Source organism: Saccharothrix obliqua (assembly GCF_019375475.1).
Lineage (GTDB): Bacteria > Actinomycetota > Actinomycetes > Mycobacteriales > Pseudonocardiaceae > Actinosynnema > Actinosynnema obliqua.
The window spans coordinates 106,847-123,655 of sequence record NZ_JAHXGQ010000010.1 but is presented as its reverse complement, the minus strand read 5'-3'; the positions used below and the strand labels follow the sequence as shown (position 1 = coordinate 123,655).

The 16,809-nt window shown below is 72.9% G+C and carries 19 protein-coding genes; 13 read left to right on the top strand and 6 right to left on the bottom strand.

Translation table 11 applies throughout. The features are described 5' to 3' along the window. Positions 1-34: 34 nt before the first annotated feature. Genes KZQ38_RS27820 through KZQ38_RS36545 form a run of 3 tightly spaced genes read right to left on the bottom strand, consistent with a single transcriptional unit; the run spans position 35 to position 2,303 of the window. Positions 35-928, bottom strand: coding sequence for a ferredoxin family protein (locus tag KZQ38_RS27820; RefSeq protein ID WP_308258625.1), 894 nt, complete (start codon positions 926-928; stop codon positions 35-37). 55 nt (positions 929-983) lie between these two features. After that, positions 984-2,171: a cupin domain-containing protein gene (locus tag KZQ38_RS27815; RefSeq protein WP_219445967.1), complete on the bottom strand. Its 1,188-nt coding sequence runs from the start codon at positions 2,169-2,171 to the stop codon at positions 984-986. Further along, a complete protein-coding gene (locus KZQ38_RS36545) occupies positions 2,172-2,303 on the bottom strand; it encodes a hypothetical protein (protein WP_257902389.1) in 132 nt (43 codons plus the stop codon). A 201-nt stretch (positions 2,304-2,504) separates the two neighbouring features. On the opposite strand from KZQ38_RS36545, the gene KZQ38_RS27810 reads away from it, so the two are divergent. From KZQ38_RS27810 to KZQ38_RS27785, 6 genes are read left to right on the top strand one after another with little or no spacing between them, the layout of a single operon-like run. After that, entirely contained in the window at positions 2,505-2,897 is a 393-nt protein-coding gene (locus KZQ38_RS27810; RefSeq protein WP_219445966.1) for a DUF948 domain-containing protein, read from the top strand. After that, positions 2,894-3,163: a hypothetical protein gene (locus tag KZQ38_RS27805; RefSeq protein ID WP_219445965.1), complete on the top strand. Its 270-nt coding sequence runs from the start codon at positions 2,894-2,896 to the stop codon at positions 3,161-3,163. Before KZQ38_RS27810 ends, KZQ38_RS27805 begins: the two co-directional genes overlap by 4 nt. 52 nt (positions 3,164-3,215) lie before the next feature. Next, on the top strand, positions 3,216-5,888 hold the full coding sequence (alaS, locus tag KZQ38_RS27800; protein ID WP_219445964.1) for an alanine--tRNA ligase: 2,673 nt from the start codon (positions 3,216-3,218) through the stop codon (positions 5,886-5,888). Then, positions 5,875-6,372 (top strand): Holliday junction resolvase RuvX, encoded by a 498-nt coding sequence (ruvX, locus tag KZQ38_RS27795; protein WP_219445963.1) that lies wholly within the window; start codon positions 5,875-5,877, stop codon positions 6,370-6,372. The genes alaS and ruvX overlap by 14 nt, the downstream gene beginning before the upstream one ends. A 14-nt stretch (positions 6,373-6,386) precedes the next feature. After that, entirely contained in the window at positions 6,387-7,613 is a 1,227-nt protein-coding gene (mltG, locus tag KZQ38_RS27790; RefSeq protein ID WP_219445961.1) for an endolytic transglycosylase MltG, read from the top strand. Between the two features lie 2 nt (positions 7,614-7,615). After that, the gene (locus KZQ38_RS27785; RefSeq protein WP_308258624.1) at positions 7,616-8,455 is read left to right on the top strand and encodes a shikimate dehydrogenase; all 840 of its coding nucleotides are present in this window, start codon (positions 7,616-7,618) and stop codon (positions 8,453-8,455) included. Between the two features lie 48 nt (positions 8,456-8,503). On the opposite strand, the gene KZQ38_RS27780 is transcribed toward KZQ38_RS27785, so the two are convergent. Genes KZQ38_RS27780 through KZQ38_RS27770 form a run of 3 tightly spaced genes read right to left on the bottom strand, consistent with a single transcriptional unit; the run spans position 8,504 to position 10,852 of the window. Further along, a complete protein-coding gene (locus KZQ38_RS27780; protein WP_219445960.1) occupies positions 8,504-8,773 on the bottom strand; it encodes an HPr family phosphocarrier protein in 270 nt (89 codons plus the stop codon). Positions 8,774-8,798: 25 nt separating this feature from the next. Next, positions 8,799-10,088, bottom strand: coding sequence for a PTS transporter subunit EIIC (locus tag KZQ38_RS27775; RefSeq protein ID WP_219445959.1), 1,290 nt, complete (start codon positions 10,086-10,088; stop codon positions 8,799-8,801). After that, positions 10,085-10,852 carry a GntR family transcriptional regulator gene (locus KZQ38_RS27770; RefSeq protein ID WP_219445958.1) on the bottom strand — a complete coding sequence of 256 codons (768 nt, stop codon included), beginning with the start codon at positions 10,850-10,852 and terminating at the stop codon, positions 10,085-10,087. The genes KZQ38_RS27775 and KZQ38_RS27770 overlap by 4 nt, the downstream gene beginning before the upstream one ends. Before the next feature lie 166 nt (positions 10,853-11,018). Between KZQ38_RS27770 and KZQ38_RS36540 the strand changes: the two genes are divergently transcribed. The 7 genes from KZQ38_RS36540 (at position 11,019) to aroQ (ending at position 16,604) form a co-directional block, all read left to right on the top strand. After that, positions 11,019-11,252, top strand: a complete 234-nt coding sequence (locus KZQ38_RS36540) for a PTS sugar transporter subunit IIB (RefSeq protein ID WP_308258623.1) — start codon at positions 11,019-11,021, stop codon at positions 11,250-11,252. Further along, the gene (locus tag KZQ38_RS27760) at positions 11,249-11,704 is read left to right on the top strand and encodes a PTS sugar transporter subunit IIA (protein WP_219445956.1); all 456 of its coding nucleotides are present in this window, start codon (positions 11,249-11,251) and stop codon (positions 11,702-11,704) included. Before KZQ38_RS36540 ends, KZQ38_RS27760 begins: the two co-directional genes overlap by 4 nt. Positions 11,705-12,198: 494 nt before the next feature. Next, complete coding sequence (locus KZQ38_RS27755; protein WP_219445955.1) at positions 12,199-12,768, top strand: prepilin peptidase; 570 nt, start codon at positions 12,199-12,201, stop codon at positions 12,766-12,768. Positions 12,769-12,919: 151 nt separating this feature from the next. Continuing rightward, positions 12,920-14,119, top strand: coding sequence for a chorismate synthase (gene aroC / locus KZQ38_RS27750; protein ID WP_219445953.1), 1,200 nt, complete (start codon positions 12,920-12,922; stop codon positions 14,117-14,119). Beyond that, positions 14,116-14,622, top strand: coding sequence for a shikimate kinase (locus KZQ38_RS27745; RefSeq protein WP_219445952.1), 507 nt, complete (start codon positions 14,116-14,118; stop codon positions 14,620-14,622). The genes aroC and KZQ38_RS27745 overlap by 4 nt, the downstream gene beginning before the upstream one ends. Positions 14,623-15,039: 417 nt before the next feature. Further along, positions 15,040-16,146, top strand: coding sequence for a 3-dehydroquinate synthase (gene aroB / locus KZQ38_RS27740; RefSeq protein ID WP_219445950.1), 1,107 nt, complete (start codon positions 15,040-15,042; stop codon positions 16,144-16,146). Then, positions 16,143-16,604: a type II 3-dehydroquinate dehydratase gene (gene aroQ / locus KZQ38_RS27735; RefSeq protein ID WP_219445948.1), complete on the top strand. Its 462-nt coding sequence runs from the start codon at positions 16,143-16,145 to the stop codon at positions 16,602-16,604. Before aroB ends, aroQ begins: the two co-directional genes overlap by 4 nt. The last annotated feature ends 205 nt before the right edge of the window (positions 16,605-16,809 follow it).

Below are 16,809 nucleotides of genomic sequence, written 5' to 3'. Positions count from 1 at the left end.
CCGGCCGGGGATACCGGGCGGGGCGACACCCGCCTCAGGCCGTGACCGGCGTCTTGATGGTGCGCGTGACGTAAGCGGGTGGCGCGATCACGCCGGAGCAACGGCTCTCACCGGACTGGATCGGCGGGTTGCGGTGCACGGTGACCTCGTACAGGTGGTCCAACCCCTGCACGGTCACCACCCGCTCTTCTTTGTCACCGCTCGGCGCGGGCCGCTCGGCCACGGCCAGCGCCGCGTCCAGGCCCCGCAACCCGAGGTGGCGGCGCACGGCGATCTCCGCGTACTGGGCCCACGGACTGGGCGCGGACGTCCGGCCGCGCAACTGCTCCGGCTGCACCTGCCCGACGAGCGCGGCCTTGGCGACCAGCGCCGCCTCGCCCGGGTCGAGCTGGCCGTGCAGGAAACCGTCCGGCACCACGAGCAGGTTGCCCGCCCACCGGTCGCCACCGACGTGGCTGACCTCCCACGCCCGGCCCGGGTGGTTCTCGCCGAGCACACCGGCCAGCGGCCGGCCGAGCACCGCGCAGCACATGTCCTTCGTGCCGTGGGTGCACACCAGGAACAGAGGACCGTCGACGCGCTCGCCGTGACCGGGGATGCCCGCCGCGACGGCCGCCAGGTCCAGCGTCGCCAGCTCGGCGAGGTCGGCGACCTCCAGCCGCTCCAGCCAGCGGTTGCCGGGCACGCCGCTGGCCACGTACACCACGCGGGGCGCGGCGGGGTCGCGGCGGTGCTTGCCGGGCCGGCGGATCAGCAGCGGGCGGAGACCGGCGGCCCGGGCCGCATCCAGCCGCCCCGGTTCGAACACCGACGCCAGGGTCTGCTCCAACGCGTCCGCCGGCCACGGGCCCGGCTGCTCGACGAGCAGCCAGGACGTCATCCGCGCCGCGGTGCCGGCCGGGTTGCCGCCGAGCCGGCGCGTCAGCACCGCGCACCCCGGAAGCCCACCCGAACTTACGTTAGGCATACCTAATCTTACCCAATCACACGGGCGCCAGCAGACCCTGTGTGACCAATTCACCGAGCAACGCTCGCACCGTCGCCCGGTCGAGAACCGGCGCGCCCGCCTCCACCAGCGCCTTCACCGGGAGCGGCACGCTGCCCAGCAACGCCACCAGCACCGGCCGCGCCGCCGCCGCGAACACCAACCGCCTGCCCGCCGCCGACAACACCACCGCGCCGCCCTCGTCCGCGAGCACCGCGCGAGGCGTCAGCAGCCGCACCAGGGCCTCGTCGCCCGCGGGCAGCAGGTCCGCGGTCGCCGTCCACGGCAGGCCGACCTGCGCCAACGCCGGCGCCTGCGCGTCGCGGTCCGCCAGGAACCGGTCCACCACGTCGTCGTCCAGCGCCGCCACCACGCGCTCGCGCAGCACGGCCGCGTGCCGCCGCCGCTCCCCGGGCTCGGCGAACCGCGGCAGGTCGGCGCGGAACACCTCCTCGGCCCGCAGCCGGTCGGCGAGCCACGCCACCAGGTCCACGCCGGTCGCCCGGTTGAACCCGATGGTCAGGTGCAGCGACTCGACGCCCATCGCGGACACGTCGTGCCAGTGCCCGCGCGGCACGTACAGGACGTCGCCGTCCTCCAGCACGAAGTCGTCCAGCGGCTCGGCGGCCGGCCGCTCCGGCAGCGCCACGTCCCGCCGCAGCGGCGCGGGCCTGGTCACGCCGTGCACCCGCCACCGCTTCCGGCCGGACACCTGCACGATGATCGCGTCGTGGTCGTCCCAGTGCACGTCGAAGCCGTGCGTGGTGCCCCACCCCGCGTACAGGTTGACCTGCACCCGCTCGCGCAGCTCGTGCTCCAGCGCCACGGCCAGCTCGCCCACCGGGCCGGACAGCTCGTGCACCGAGTCCAGCACCAGGGTCGCGCCGCCCCGCATGTGCTCCGCCAGCGCGGCGGGCAACAGCCGGGGCACCAGGCCCGTCCGCCGGGTCTCCACCAGTTCCGAATACTCGTGCGCGGGCACCACCGCGCCGCCTCGGGCGAGCCGCAGCCGGGGGAACTCCAACCGGTGCTCCCGCAGCACCCGGTTGACCTCGGACCACGGCAGCAGGTCGGCGAACCGGCCCGCCCGGCCGGGGAACCGCCGGTGCGCGCGGCCCTGCACCGCGTCGAAGAACTGGCTGACCCCGACCGGTGCGACGAGGTCAGCCAGCGACGGTCCGGTCACTCAGTCGTTGCCGTCGTTGTCGGCGACCGCCCCGTTGGCCTTGCCCCGGTCCACGGCGCCGGTGAGCGGCTCCGCGCTCAGCAGCAGGCCGCTGGCCGGCGCTTCGGGCGTGGTGTCGTTCTGCTGTGCCATGCCGTTTCCTCCTTGATGGGGTACAACAGCGGAAGGTCACGCTACGGCAGCGAAAGTGCCCAGGTCATCGGTCATCCGAGTAGTTCTCACAAACCGTCGGACCCGGCCGGCGGACACGACGGATATCCACTAGAGGTCATTCGGGCGACGCGCGGTAACCTTGGTCGCCCAACGCACCCAGCAAGCTTCTCAGGAGGATCCGTGTCGCCAGGGCAGATCGCCGCGCTGGTCGCTGCCGGCGCGTTCGTGCTGCTGGTGATCCTGCTGGCCATCCCGCTGATCAAGCTGGGCCGCACGCTGGACGAGGCCACCATCGCCATCCGCAAGGCGCACCAGAACAGCGACCCGCTGTTCTCCGGGGCCAACACCACCATCACCCACGTGAACACCCAGTTGGAGCGGGTGGACGGGATCACCGCGAACGCCCGTGCCGTCACCGGCAACGTCTCCGCGCTGACCTCCCTGTTCACCGCCACGCTGGGCGGCCCGCTGGTCAAGGCCGCGGCGTTGTCCTACGGCGTGAGCAAGGCCGTCCGCGCCCGCCGCAAGGCCGCGCAGCAGCCGAAGAAGCACTCCCGGCGAGGTCGGCGATGAGGCGGCTGTTCTGGTTCGGCGTCGGCCTCGCGGCCGGCGTGTTCGCCGCCCGCAAGGCCGGGCAGGCCGCGCACGCCGCCACCCCGGCGGGCATCGGCGCGAACGTCGGCGAGGGCCTGCGCGAGCTGGCCGGCGCGATCGGCGCGTTCGGCGCGGAGGTCCGCGCGGGGATGACCGAGCGCGAGCACGAGTTGCAGGACACCGTGGAGCGCCGGACGGGCTACGCGCCGGGTCGGCGAGCGCGCGGGGCGGACGACCGGCGCTGAAGGTCGTCCGCCTGGCCGCGCCCTGACCACATCTCATCCGAGGAACGAGCCCGTGCAGACCCACGAGATCATCAAGCGCTTCCGCGCGCACTTCGAGAACGCCGGCCACACCTACGTGCCGAGCGCCTCGCTCATCCTGGACGACCCGAACCTGTTGTTCGTCAACGCCGGCATGGTGCCGTTCAAGCCCTACTTCCTGGGCGAGGCCCCGCCGCCCTTCGCGCGTGCCACCAGCGTCCAGAAGTGCGTGCGCACCCCCGACATCGACGAGGTCGGCAAGACCACCCGCCACAACACGTTCTTCCAGATGGCGGGCAACTTCTCGTTCGGCGACTACTTCAAGGAAGACGCCATCCGGCTGGCCTGGGAGCTGATCACCAAGTCCCAGGACGACGGCGGTTTCGGCTTCGACCCGGAGCGCATCTGGGTCACCGTCTACCTGGACGACGACGAGGCCATCGAGCTGTGGAAGAAGGTCGCCGGCCTGCCCGACGAGCGCATCCAGCGCCGGGACGGCAAGGACAACTACTGGGACATGGGCGTGCCCGGTCCCGGCGGCCCCTGCTCGGAGATCTACTACGACCGCGGTCCCGAGTACGGCGTGGACGGCGGCCCGGTCGCGGACGAGAACCGGTACCTGGAGATCTGGAACCTGGTCTTCATGCAGGACGAGCGCGGTGAGCTGAGCCCCAAGCTCGGCCACGCGCCGATCGGCTCGCTGCCGAAGAAGAACATCGACACCGGCATGGGCGTGGAGCGGGTCGCGTTGCTGCTCCAGGGCGTGGACAACGTCTACGAGACCGACCTGGTGCGCCCGGTGATCGCCAAGGCCGAGGAGCTGTCCGGTCGGAAGTACGGCGCCGACCCGGTGGACGACGTCCGGTTCCGGGTCATCGCCGACCACGCCCGCAGCGGCGTGCTGATCGTCGGCGACGGCGTGACGCCCGGCAACGAGGCCCGCGGCTACGTGCTGCGCCGCCTGCTGCGCCGGATCATCCGGTCGGCCCGGCTGCTCGGTGTCACCCAGCCGGTGCTGGTGGAGTTCGCGAAGCTGGTCCGCGACGCCATGGGACCCACCTACCCCGAGCTGGTCAGCGGTTTCGCCCGGATCGAGCAGGTGCTCAAGGCCGAGGAGGACGCGTTCCTGCGGACGCTGGAGTCCGGTGAGCGCATCTTCGCCGCCGCCGCGGGCGAGGTGAAGGCCGAGGGCCGCGCCACGCTGCCCGGCGCCAAGGCGTTCCAGCTCCACGACACGTACGGCTTCCCGATCGACCTCACCCTGGAGATGGCCGCCGAGGCGGGCATGACCGTGGACGAGAACGGGTTCCGCGAGCTGATGGCCGAGCAGCGGGCCCGCGCCAAGGCCGACGCCGCCGGCAAGAAGACCGGCCACGGCGACCAGACCGCGTACCGCGAGCTGCTGGAGCTGGGCGCGACCGAGTTCACCGGCTACCAGGAGCTGGCCTCCGAGGCGGTGGTGCGCGGCCTCCTCAGCGGCGGCAAGCGGGTGCGCGCCGCCCGCGAGGGCGACGTGGTCGAGGTCGTGCTGGACCGCACGCCGCTGTACGCCGAGTCCGGCGGCCAGGAGAGCGACGCGGGCACGATCGTGTCGGCCAACGCCGAGCTGGAGGTCGTGGACGTCCAGAAGGTGGCCCGCAAGCTGTGGGTGCACCAGGTGCGGGTGCGGTCCGGCGAGATCGCCGAGGGCGAGCGGGTGGAGGCCCGCGTGGACCCCGAGTGGCGGATCGGCGCACGTCAGGGCCACTCCGGCACGCACGTCGTGCACGCCGCCCTGCGTCAGGTGCTCGGCCCGTCCGCGCTCCAGAGCGGTTCCTACAACAAGCCGGGCTACCTGCGGCTGGACTTCGCCTGGACGGGTGGCCTCTCGGACGCCACGCGCAGCGAGATCGAGGAGGTCTCGAACCTCGCCGTGCGTCGCGACCTGCCGGTCCGCGTCGTCTACACCGACATGCCGGGCGCGCAGGAGATGGGCGCGGTCGCCCTGTTCGGCGAGACGTACGACGACACGGTGCGCGTGGTCGAGATCGGCGGCCCGTGGTCGCGTGAGCTGTGCGGTGGCACGCACGTGGAGCACTCGTCGCAGATCGGCCCGATCACCGTCATCGGCGAGTCGTCGGTCGGCTCGGGCGTGCGCCGCCTGGAGGCGTACGTCGGCATCGACGCGTTCAAGTACCTGGCCCGGGAGCGGGCCCTGGTGCAGAACGTGGCCGCGTTGCTGAAGGTGCCCGACGCCGAGGTGCCCTCGCGGGTGGAGGCCCTGGTCGAGCGGCTGCGCGTGGCGGAGAAGGAGCTGGAGAAGGTGCGTGCCGCGCAGCTCCTGTCCGGCGCGGGCTCGCTGGCCGAGCAGGCGCTCGACGTGCGCGGCGTGTCGCTGGTCGCCGTGGAGCTGCCCGCCGGCACCGCCGCGGGCGACGTGCGGACGCTGGCCGGCGAGGTCCGCAACCGGCTGGGTGACCGGCCCGGCGTGGTCGGCCTGTTCGCGCCGGACGGCGACAAGGTGAGCTTCGTGGTGGCCACCACGGCCGCCGCCCGCTCGCTGGGCCTCGCCGCGGGCAAGCTGGTGCCCGCGTTCGCCCCCGCCGTCGGCGGTCGGGGCGGCGGCAAGCCGGACCTGGCCCAGGGCGGCGGCACCGACCCGGCGGGCGTGCCGGCGGCCATCGCGGCCCTGCGCGCCGAGGTGGACCGCGCTCTTGAGCAGCGGTGACCGCCCCGGCGTCGACGATCCCGGCCGCGGTCGGCGGCTGGGCGTCGACGTCGGGTCGGTGCGGGTCGGGGTCGCGCTGAGCGACCCCGGGGCGTTCCTGGCGACCCCGCTGGTTACCCTGGCCCGGGACGAGAGGACCGCTCGCGACCTCGCGGACCTCGCCGGGCTCGTCGTCGAGCACGACGTGGTCGAGGTCGTGGTGGGTCTGCCACGTACCCTGGCCGGGCGACACGGGCCGGCGGCCGAGGCGGCCTCGGCGTACGCTGCGGCGTTGGCCGAGCGGGTCGCTCCGGTGCCGGTGCGGCTGCACGACGAGCGGCTGACCACGGTCACGGCCGGTCGCGTGCTGGCCGAGCGCGGGGTGCGCGGCAAGAAGCAGCGGGCCGTCGTGGACCAGGCCGCCGCCGTGGAGATCCTCCAGTCCTGGCTGGACGCACGGGCACGAAACGTGGCCCGCTCCGCCGACGAGGAGCAGGCCCCCTGAGCGAAGGACCGCACGTGAGCGACGACCTCGGGTTGTTCAGCGAACCGGACGTTCAGCAGGACGAACGCCGGCGCGGCGGCAGCAAGGCCGCCGCGTCGGCGGCGCGTCGTGCCAAGCGCAGGCGGAAGCGGACGATCCTGTGGGTCGTGGTCGCCCTCGTCCTCGCGGGCGGTGGCGCGGGCGCCTACTACGGCTACCGCGTGCTCAGCGGCATCGGGTCGTACGACGACTTCGACGGCGCGGGTGAGACCGACGTCGTGGTCGAGGTCAAGGACGGCGACCTGGTCGCCACCATCGCGGGCACGCTCCGGGAGCAGGGCGTCGTGGCGAGCCAGCGCGCGTTCACCGAGGCGGGCAAGGAGGACGCGCGGGTCACCGCCATCCAGCCCGGCTTCTACCTGATGAAGACCCGGATGTCGGGCAGGGCCGCGGTCGAGCGGATGATCGACCCCAAGGCGAAGGTCGTGCCGCTGGAGGTCAAGGGCGGCAACGTCCTGCACGACATCACCGGACCGGACGGCAAGGTCACCAAGGGCATCCTGTCCATGCTCTCCGAGGCGTCGTGCGCGGAGCTGGACGGCGTGAAGAAGTGCGTGTCGGTGCAGGAGCTGCGGGACGCGGCGGACAACGCCGACGCCGCGGCGCTGGGCATCCCGGACTGGGCGCTGGCGGACTTCACCAGGGCGCCGAAGGAGAACCGGCTGGAGGGCCTGATCACGCACGGCCTCTACCACCTGAAGCCCGGCGCGTCGGCGCCCGAGCTGCTCAAGAGCGTCATCGAGACGTCCACCGCGCGCCTCCAGGGCTACGGCATCCCGGCGGGCACCAAGAGCACCGGCTTCCGGCCGTACGAGGTGCTGGTGATCGCGTCGCTGATCGAGAAGGAGGGCCTGGAGAAGGACTTCGGGAAGGTCTCCCGGGTCATCTACAAGCGCCTCTCGATCAACCAGATCCTCCAGTTCGACTCGACCGTGAACTACAAGCTGGACCGGCCGCTGATCACCACCAGCGACGACGACCGCGCCAACTCCGGCCCGTACAACACGTACAAGGTGTCGGGCCTGCCGCCGACGCCGATCGGCTCGCCGGGCCAGAAGGCCATCGCGGCGGCCATCAACCCCGAGCCGGGTCCGTGGCTGTACTTCGTGAAGTGCCAGAAGGACGGCACGTCCTGCTTCTCGGAGAACCTGGACGAGCACAACCGCCTCGTCGACAAGGCACGTGAAGAGGGTGTCTTCTGACCGTGGCGAGGCAAGCGGCGGTCATCGGCTCGCCGGTGGCCCACTCCCTGTCGCCCGTGCTGCACAACGCGGCGTTCCAGGCCCTCGGCCTGACCGACTGGACCTACACCCGCGTGGAGTGCGCGGAGGACGGTGTCGCGCCGCTGGTGCGCGGCCTGGACGAGTCGTGGGCCGGGTTGTCGGTCACCATGCCGGGCAAGCGCGCGGCGCTCGCGGTCGCGTCCTCGGCGACAGCGCGTGCGACGGCGGTCGGAGCGGCGAACACGCTCGTGCCCACCACGTCCGGGTGGCGTGCCGACTGCACCGACGTGGACGGCGTGCTGGGCGCGTTGCGTGCCGCCTGCGGTTTCACGGCCGGTGAGCGCGCCGTGCTGCTGGGCGCGGGTGGCACGGCCACGGCGGCGTTGGTGGCGTTGGCGTCGGTGGGTGTCGCGGACGTGTCGCTGGTGGTGCGCTCACCCGCGCGGGCCGTCGAGGCGCGGGCGTGCGCGGAACGCGTCGGCGTGGCGCTGTCGGTGGTCACGTGGGACGACGCGGATTTCGCCGCGTTGGCGGCGGGCGCGGACGTGCTGGTGAGCACGGTGCCGCCGACCGCGACGGAGCCGGTGGCGGTGGCGCTGGCGGAGTCGCCGTGCGTGCTCGACGTCGTCTACCACCCGTGGCCGACGCCGCTCGCGCGTGCGGTCGCCGACCGGGGCCGTTCCCTCGCGACCGGGCTGGACATGCTGCTGCACCAGGCGTTCGGGCAGTCCGAGCAGTTCACCGGGCAGCCCGCGCCGCGGGCGGAGATGCGTGCCGCGTTGCGTGCCGCGACGGGCGACGCGCTGCCGCTGCCCCTCTGACACGTGGAAGGACCCCCTGCGCCGCAGGGGGTCCTTCCACGCGCGGGATCAGCCCTCGTCGAGGTCGCTGGCGATGAGCGCCGCGATGGCCTCCAGCGCGTCGTCCGCGCCGTCGCCGTCGGCGGTCAGCACCACCTCGTCCCCGTGCATCGCGCCGAGCGTCATCAGCCCCAGCACGCTGCCCGCTTCCACCGGCTCGCCGCCGTCCTTGCGGATGGTGACCTTGACCGGTTGCGCCGCGGCGGCCTTCGCCAGCAGCGCGGCGGGTCGGGCGTGCAGTCCGACCTTGCTCGCCACGGTGACCCGTCGCTCAGGCATGATCCGTCCTCTCGTCGTCCGCCGGTCAGGACGCGGCTGCGCCCTTGCCGCGGCGTTCCTTGTCGCTCCCGGCGCCCTCGACGGCGCTCGGGTCGGCTTCCGGGTCCTCGCTCTCGTCGCGACCCGGGGTCTTGAGGTTCCACTTGACGATCACGAAGCGGAACAGGAAGTAGTAGATCACCGCGTAGATGAGGCCCAGGACGATGAGCAGGACCGGCTTCTGCGCGATGTTGTAGTTGAGCACGAAGTCGATGGCACCCGCGGAGAAGCCGAAGCCGTCGTGGATGCCCAACGCGTTGCTGATGGCCATCGACGTGCCGGTCAGCACGGCGTGGATGACGTACAGCGGCCACGCCACGAACATGAACGCGAACTCCAGCGGCTCCGTGACGCCGGTGAGGAACGCGGTCAGCGCGGCGGAGCCCATGATGCCGGCGACGATCTTCTTCTGCGCGGGGCGGGCGGTGTGCACGATGGCCAGGGCCGCCGCCGGGAGCGCGAACATGAAGATCGGGAAGAAGCCGGTGAGGAACGTGCCCGCGGTCGGGTCGCCCGCGAGGAACCGCGGGATGTCGCCGGTCTTGCCCTCGAACTCGCCGAACACCTGCTGCACGAACGTGTTCGGGATGTGGTGCAGGCCCAGCGGGACCAGCAGCCGGTTGACCACGCCGTAGATGCCCGCGCCGATGATCGTGCTGCCGGACACCGTCTCGCCGAGCCAGGTGAGGGCCTTGTCGAAGATCGGGTACAGCAGGCCGAGGATCACGCCGACGACGATCATGACGCCCGCGACGAGGATCGGCACGAACCGCCGTCCGCCGAAGAACGCCAGGTACGGCGGGAGCTTGATGCGGTGGTACTTCTGCCACAGGACCGCGGTGATCAGACCGACCACGATGCCGGTCAGCACCGAGTAGTTGATCATCTCCTGCTTGGCGCCCGGTCCGGCGTCCGCGGGCAGCGGCAGCACGATCGGCGACAGGGCCTCGAAGACCGCCTGGGTCACCACGAAGCCGACCACCGAGGCCAGCGCCGTGGAGCCGTCACCGCGTCGGGCGAACCCGATGGCGACGCCGACGGCGAACAGCAGCGGCAGGTTCACGAACAGCGCGTTGCCCGCGCCGCCGATGACCGACGCGACCTTGTCCCAGCCGAGACCGTCCTTGCCGAGCAGGTCGGGCTGGCCGAGGCGCAGCAGCAGTGCGGCGGCGGGCAGCGACGCGATCGGCAGCATGAGACTGCGGCCGAACCGCTGCAAACCGGCCAGACCCTTGATCTCACGACCGCCGGTCGCCTGTGGGGCGCTGGCGCTCATGGGTTACCTCCCTTGGCAGCGAACGGGCCGGATTCCGGGACGGTCCGGTCCAGTTGCATGGTCACCTGGTAGAGATCGCCCCGGTACCAGGACGTCATGTCCTCGACGGGTCGGCCCAGCGAACTGGTGACCCGGCGGAAGACGAGGAGCGGGCTGCCGGTCTTGACGCCGAGCAGCCGCGCGGTTTCCGGGTCCGAGCCCTCGGCCCAGACCGTTTGCCTGGCGTGGTCGAGCTGCACGCCGTAGTTCTTCGCGAGCAGTGTGTAGAGCGAGCCGGTCAGGTCGTGCCGGTGCAGTCCCGGCACGACCCGCGGGTGGTACCAGCCGCGTTCGACGGCCAGCGGCACGCCGTCCGCCCGGCGCAGCCGGACGAGGTGGTAGGCGGGTTCGCGTGGCGGCAGACCGAGCGCCGCCGCCGCCTCGGGCGGCGGTACCTCGTCGGCGCACCGGTGCACCTCGGTGGCGGGGGCGAAGCCGCGCCTGCGCATGTCGTCGGTGAACGACTCCAGGTAGAGCTGGACGTCCATCCGGCGGCGGGCGGTGAACGTGCCGCGGCCCTTCGCCCTGGTCAGCAGCCCCTCGGCGACGAGTTGCCCGACCGCGGCGCGCACCGTGATCCGGGAGACCCGGTACTGCTGGGCGAGGTCGCGCTCGGAGGGGATCGGTGAGCCCGGCGGGAGTTCCTGCTCGGCCATGCGCCGCAGGATGTCCCGGAGCTGGGCGTGCTTCGGCTTCGGGCCGTCGACGATCTCGTTGCGGTTCATGACACCTCCCCGTGCTCGCACAGTCAGACCGGCATTGGTACTTTCCGGTCTAGACCAGTTGGTGCGGGGAGGATGCTCCGCGCGCCAAGCGGGTGTCAACCGCCGTTACGGGACCGTGCCCGAGTGGTGGCACCCTGCACTCCAGGTTGTCGAGAGAGGACTTGACGTGGCGGACAAGGCGGAGCAGATCCTCGCCGGGCTCGGCGGGGCGGACAACATCGTGGAGATCGAGCCCTGCATCACCCGGCTGCGCTGTGAGGTGGAGGACAGCGGGTTGGTGGACGAGAAGCTGCTCAAGGCGGCGGGCGCGCACGGCGTCATGCGGTCGGGCAGCGTCGTGCAGGTCGTGGTGGGCCCGGAGGCCGACACGATCGCGAGCGACATCGAGGACCTGCTGTGACGTTGCGCGTGGCGAGCCCGGTCGCGGGCCGCGTGGTGCCGCTGACCGATGTGCCGGACCCGGTGTTCTCGCAGGCGATGGTGGGTCCCGGCGTGGCGGTCGAGCCGGATCGCGTGGCGGGTGACGTGGTGTCGCCCGTGGACGGGACCATCGTCACGCTGCACCCGCACGCGTTCGTCGTGGCGACCGAGGACGGGGCCGCGGTGCTGGTGCACCTCGGCATCGACACGGTGCAGCGCAAGGGCGAGGGCTTCACGCTGCACGTGGTCAAGGGTGAGGCGGTGCGGGCCGGGCAGCCGGTCGTGACCTGGGACCCGGCCGAGGTCGAGGCCGCCGGGTTCGCGCCGATCTGCCCGGTGGTCGCGCTGGACGCGACGCCGGACGTGCTGCTCGACCAGGCCGCGCCGGGCCCGGTTTCGGCCGGGGACGCGTTGTTCTCCTGGCAGCGCTGACAGCGGCTTCCCCGGGCGTGGACGGCAGTTCGCGCCCGGGGGAGCGGCGCCCGGTGAGAACCGGCACACCGGGGGTCGGCACCCGGCGCCTGGCGCTGTGAGAGCGTGACCACCTGGGAAGACTTCTCAACGCGGCCCTTTCGGGCCGGCTTTCCCGGTGCGGTCCCTCCCGTGTGGCCACTCCGGCACGGCCCCCGCGCCCCGCGCGCGGCCCCCCGCGCGGCCCCCCGGCACGGCCCCCGAGCGGCCACCCCGAGCGGCCACCCCCGAGCGGCCCCCATGTGGCCCCTAGGTGGTCCTCCCCACACGGCCCCCCGGACTGCCCCCCGGGTCTGCCCCTCCCAGGACTGTCCCTCCCTAGGGTGGCTCTCTTGGCGCGACCACCGGGAACCGCTGAACTTCGGAGCGCGGGCAGCCCGGCCAAGGCCGGCGAATGGACCATCCGCCGGCCCTCCCGGTTGTGCTCCGAACGGCCCAAGGGCCACGGTGGACACATGGTCCTCCCCCTCACCGGCCTGGTGGCCGGAACCCTGGGCGCGCGGCTGCTGCGCGTCATCCCTCGCGGCACGGACGTCCGATGGCTGTGGTGTGCCCTGCCCACAGCGGCGCTGTGGTGCGTGCCGCCGGCGGTAGGCGTGCCGCCGGACTGGCTGCCGGTGCCGCTCGCCGTCTCCTGGCTGTCCGTGCTGCTCGCCGCTACGGATATCCGACATAGCCGCCTGCCGGACGCCCTCACCCTGCCCGCGTACCCGTTCCTGGTGATCGTGCTGTGGTTCGCGGGGGCTGATCTCTGGCGGGCAGTCATCGGATGTCTGGTCTTCCTGGGCCTCCACCTCACCGTGCACCTGATCCGCCCGTCGGCGCTCGGCGGCGGCGACGTGAAGCTGTCCGGCGCGCTCGGGGCGGTGCTCGGCGCGGTGTCGTGGGCGGCGTTACCGCTGGCTGCCGCACTCGCCTGCGTCGTGACGCTGGCCACCGCGCGGTGGCGTCCGCGTACCGGGCTGCCGCACGGTCCCGGCCTCGCGGGGGCGACGTGGCTCACCGCCCTCTGGGGTCCTTGGTGATACCAATGCCCGCCAACTGGTATAGACCGGTACTCACCGGTCTGGTCCGGTCCAGCCAACCTGCCACAAGTCGTCGTCGGCCCTGGCTCCCGGCCCTCGGGAACGGCGACGCGCATACCGGTGCGGGGTCGCGCTGTGGAAGGATTCGCGTGTGCTGCGCTGGATCACCGCTGGGGAGTCCCACGGACCAGCCCTGGTCGCCGTGCTGGAAGGCATGGTCGCCGGGGTGGAGGTCACCACTGCCGACCTGACCGTCCAACTGGAACGGCGACGGCTCGGATTCGGGCGTAGTCCCCGGATGGGCTTCGAGGCGGACGAGGTCGAGATCCTCGGCGGCGTGCGTCACGGGCTCACCCAGGGCGGGCCGATCGCCGTGCGCATCGGCAACACCGAGTGGCCCAAGTGGGAGAAGGTGATGTCGGCCGACCCGGTCGACCCGTCCGAGCTGAAGCCCACCGGGCGCAACGAGGCGTTGACCCGGCCCCGGCCCGGCCACGCCGACCTGCCGGGTATGCAGAAGTTCGGCTTCGACGAGGCGCGTCCCGTGCTGGAGCGGGCCAGCGCACGGGAGACCGCGGCCCGCACGGCGTTGGGCACGGTGGCGCGGCGGTTCCTGAAGCAGGTGCTCGACGTCGACGTGGTGAGCCACGTGGTGTCCATCGGCGGGGCGAAGACCCCGGCCGACGCGCCGGTGCCCGGTCCGGACGACCTGGCGGCGGTGGACGCGAGCCCCGTGCGCGCGTTCGACCCGCGCGGCACCGAGGCGATGGTGGCCGAGGTCGAGGCGGTGAAGGAGGCGGGCGACACGGTCGGCGGCGTGATCGAGGTGATCGCGTACGGCCTGCCGCCGGGTCTCGGCTCGCACGTGCACTGGGACCGGCGGCTCGACGCGCGGCTCGCGGGTGCGCTGATGGGCGTGCAGGCGATGAAGGGCGTGGAGGTCGGCGACGGCTTCACCACCGCCGAGCGGTGGGGCAGCCAGGCGCACGACGAGATCGACCGGGGCACCGGGCCGAAGGGCGTGACGCGTCGCTCCAACCGGGCGGGCGGGCTGGAGGGCGGCATCACCAACGGCGAGCCCCTGCGGCTGCGGGTGGCCATGAAGCCGATCTCCACCGTGCCGCGTGCGCTGTCCACGGTGGACGTGCGGACGGGTGAGCCCGCGGTGGCGATCCACCAGCGTTCCGACGTGTGCGCCGTGCCGCGTGCGGGCGTGGTGCTGGAGTCCGTGGTGGCGCTGGTGCTGGCGGAGGCGGCGCTGGAGAAGTTCGGCGGGGACTCGATCGCCGAGACGAAGCGGAACGCCGCCTCGTACCTGGAGGCGCTGGAAGCGCGCTGGGAGGGGCGGTGAGCCCGAGGTACGTCGTCCTCGGCCCTCCCGGGGCGGGCAAGACGACGGTGGGGCAGCTGCTGGCGGAGCGGCTGGGTGTGTCCTTCCGGGACACCGACGAGGACGTGGTGGCGACCACGGGGAGGTCCATTTCGGACATCTTCACCTCCGACGGCGAGCCTGCTTTCCGGGCACTGGAGGAAGCCGCGGTCGAGACCGGCCTGGGCGAGCACGAGGGCGTGCTGGCGCTGGGCGGCGGGGCGATCCTGTCGGCCACCACGCGTGCCCGCCTGGCCGGCCACGCGGTGGTGTTCCTGAACGTCGGGACGACCGAGGGCGTGCGCAGGACGGGCCTGTCCACGGCCCGCCCCCTGCTGGCCGGTGTGAACCCGCGCTCGACCTTCAAAACCCTCCTCGACGCCCGCCTGCCCCTGTACCGGGAGGTGGCGACCATCGAGGTGCTGACCGACACCCTGACCCCGGACGAGGTGGTGGACACCATCCTCGCCACCACTCCCCGGTAAGCGCCTCGACCAAGCACCCCGACCAGGCACCCCCTCGAAGCGCTCCGCCCGCCCCGCTCCGCCCGCCCCGCCCGCAGCGCGCTACCGGGAGGCACCCTCGCGGCGTTCCGCGTGCAGCGCGCTGCTCGGAGCGCCGCCCCTGGCACCGCGTCCGGAGCAATCTGCCCGCGGCCCCGACCAGCCCGCCCCGACCAGCCCGCCTCGAGCACCCGCGCCAGCGCGACCCGCCCGCCTCCTACCCCGCCCCTGTCGCTCCCGCTGGCTCCCTCTAGCTCCCTCTCGCCGCTCTCCCGGACCGGCTCCTGCCGGTGGTCGGGTGGTGGTCGGGTGGTGGTGGGTTCGTGGTCGAATGGGCATGGCGGCTCTCGCGGGCGACGGCGAGGGAGTGGCGATGGGCAGGAATGGGAGTGAGTGGTGATGGGCGAGCCGGTGCGCATCCGCGTGGCCGCGGAGCGGCCGTACGACGTGGTGGTCGGGCGGGGGTTGCTGGGTGACCTGGTCGACACCTTGCGCGGCACGGACAAGGCGGCGATCGTCCACACGATCACGCTCGCCGAGACCGCCGAGGCGGTCCGCGAGGAGTTGGCCGCGGCCGGGGTGGACGCGCACCGGGTGGAGATCCCGGACGCCGAGGACGGCAAGGACCTGCGGGTCGCCGGGTACTGCTGGAACGTGTTCGGTCAGATCGGGCTGGGTCGGCGGGACGCGGTGATCAGCCTCGGCGGGGGCGCGGTGACCGACCTCGCCGGGTTCGTGGCGTCCACGTGGATGCGCGGCGTGAAGCTGGTGCACGTGCCGACGACGCTGCTCGGCATGGTGGACGCGGCGGTCGGCGGCAAGACCGGCATCAACACCGACGCGGGCAAGAACCTCGTCGGCACGTTCTACGAGCCGCACGCCGTCCTGGTCGACCTCGCCACCCTGGAGACCCTGCCCCGCAACGAGCTGGTCGCGGGCATGGCGGAAGTGGTGAAGGGCGGGTTCATCGCCGACCCGGCGATCCTCGACCTGATCGAGGCGGACCCGGAGCGGGCGCTCGACCCGACCGGCGACGTCATCGAGGAACTGGTGCGCCGCAAGATCCAGGTCAAGGCGGACGTGGTGTCCAGCGACCTGCGTGAGTCCGACCTGCGCGAGATCCTCAACTACGGCCACACCCTCGGCCACGCCATCGAGCGCCGCGAGCGCTACCGCTGGCGGCACGGTGCGGCGATCAGCGTCGGCCTGGTGTTCGCCGCCGAACTGGCCAGGCTCGCGGGCCGCCTGGACGACGCCACCGCCGACCGCCACCGCAGCGTCCTCACGTCGCTCGGCCTGCCGACCCGCTACGACCCGGACGCGCTGCCGCAGCTCATGGAGGGTATGCGCGCCGACAAGAAGAACCGCTCCGGCGTGCTGCGCTTCGTGGTCCTCGACGGCCTCGCCAAGCCCGGCCGCCTGGAGGGTCCCGACCCGGCCCTGATCGCCGCCGCCTACTCGGCGGTCGCGGACGAGGCCAAGCCCGGCGGGAGCGTGCTGCTGTGAAGGTGCTGGTCCTCAACGGCCCCAACCTGGGTCGCCTGGGCACCCGTGAACCGGATGTGTACGGGCGTACCACGTACGCCGACCTGGTCGACCTGTGCACGGCGACCGGCCGCGAACTGGGCGTCGAGGTCGAGGTCCGGCAGACCGACCACGAGGGCGAGATGCTCGGCTGGCTGCACGGCGCGGCCGACGAGGGCACCCCGGTCGTGCTCAACGCCGCGGCGTGGACGCACTACTCGATCGCGGTCCGCGACGCCTGCTCGCAGCTCACCGCGCCCTGGGTGGAGGTGCACATCTCGAACGTCCACAAACGCGAGGAATTCCGCCACCAGAGCCACCTGTCGGCGATCGCGGACGGCATCATCGTCGGCCTGGGCGTGCGGGGCTACGCCCTCGCCATCCGCTGGCTGGCGGAGAACAACGCCAACGCCGACGGCAGCACCCCCGCCGCCGGCTGACCCCGCTGGTCCCGCAGGCCGCAGCCGGAGCCGCTGGCTGCGGGCCGCCGGCAGCGGCCCCGTTGTGTGGCAGAACGCACAGCCGGGCGGTCGGCGGTGCTTGGGCGGTCGAGGGTCGTCGGGCGGGCGTCGGTCGGCGGGCGTCGGGCGTCGGGCGTCGGGCGGGGATCGTCGGCGGTGGGCGGTGGGCGGTGGGCGGTGGGCG